This window comes from Streptosporangium minutum (assembly GCF_002149035.1).
Classification (GTDB): Bacteria; Actinomycetota; Actinomycetes; order Streptosporangiales; family Streptosporangiaceae; genus Streptosporangium; species Streptosporangium minutum.
Window position 1 is genome coordinate 1 of sequence record NZ_NGFP01000493.1, and the last position, 1,591, is coordinate 1,591.

At 72.0% G+C, this 1,591-nt stretch carries 1 protein-coding gene; it reads left to right on the top strand.

The window, feature by feature from the left end:
* Positions 1 to 18: 18 nt before the first annotated feature.
* Positions 19 to 1,591: hypothetical protein (locus CA984_RS43955; RefSeq protein WP_133061992.1), on the top strand; the 1,573-nt coding region annotated here is incomplete at its 3' end.

Here is a 1,591-nt window from a genome sequence, read left to right on the forward strand (position 1 = left end):
ATGGGGGTGTTTCGGTATGTGAACGGCCGTCGGGACAGGCTGCCGGTGCTGGTGCTGCTGGTCGCGGGGCTGGTGACCGGTGGCGGGCAGCCGTCGCAGTGGGGTCTCGCCGACCAGGCCGGACGGGAGGCCCGATGGGAGCCGGCCGGGCAGACCGGGCAGGGAGCCCGATGGGCTGCCGGCGGGCCGACCGGGCAGACGGAACCGCGCGCCGCGACGGCGACGGGCCTGACATCGACCGCGGGAACCGGCACGGCCGCGGAACCGACGTTCGCGGATTATGTCGCCGGTCTGAAGGCGGATGTGGCCAGGGCATGGCCCAGGGCCGGGACGCTCTTCCCCGGAGCCGACTTCAGCAGGCTGGTGTTGCTGGTGTCGGACGGGAGGCAGGCGGCCGTGATCACGGCCGAGGGGGTGACGCCGACCTCGGTGGCGGAGATGGAACGCAGGGGCGTAGCCGTCCCGGAACTGATCGCACCGGCCGAATGGGACGGCCGGCACGCCGTCGCGATCAATACGGCGCTGGGGAGGCTGCGCTTCGAACCCGGACCGGACGGGCAGGGGATCGGACCGGTCCTGACGGTGTTCGACAAGATCACTCATGAGGCGTTCCGGTTCTACGTCCAGGGTTTCGCGCTCGGTCCCGACCGGATCTGGCCGTCGCTGCGCGCCGAGGGACGGCGCGCGACGGAGTATCCCCTACGGGCCGCGCCACGGCTGTACCGGGCGATGATCTACAACGAGCTGCGGGAGGCCTACCGGGCACCGGCCACCAGGCCCGCGCGCCTGGCCGCGGCGGCGTACTGGGCCGAGCGGTGGGCCAGGGAGTTCCCCGCCGAGCGCAGGGGGATCGCGGTCGTCGACATCGACGCGGGGACCGCCGAGTACGTCGGCAAGTCCGCCGTCGCGATGGCGGCCGCCACCCCACCGGGCGGCCGGCGCGAGCAGCGCGCCTTCCTGCTGAACGAGCTGCTGAAGCCCGCGACCGGCGGCACCGACAGCGTGGACCTCGAAAGCTATCCGATCGGACTGGCCGCCGGGCTGGTCGCCGACGACCTCGGACTGGACTGGAAGGCGGCGGTCGTCAACGGGCCGGACACACCGCTGGACCTGGTGGTCAGGGGCGTGACCCCCAGCGCCCGGCCCGAACCCGCCGGGCTGCGCAGGACGATCGACGAGCAGGTGGCACAGGCGAACACCGAGATCGCCATGGATCTCGATCCGGCCATAGCCGCCTTCCGGGACCCGCGGACCGCCCTGCTGCTGATCCCGCCGCCCCCGGAGGGCACTCAGCCCGAACCCAGGAGCCTGAGCGGTGAATACATCGTCGAACGCGTCCCCGGCACGGTGTACCGCCGTTTCACGCAGAAACTCCGCGTGAACAGCGGTGTGCTGGAGGCGAAGGAATTGTCGGTGTTCGCCGACCAGGTCGACGGGGTGGACTACACGATCATCCCCTTCGACCCCACCGGCGGCGACAGCCCGCTGTCCGGGGACGCGTTCGACGATGTATTCACCGCTCAGGCTCCTGGGTTCGGGCTGAGTGCCCTCCGGGGGCGGCGGGATCAGCAGCAGGGCGGTCCGCGGGTCC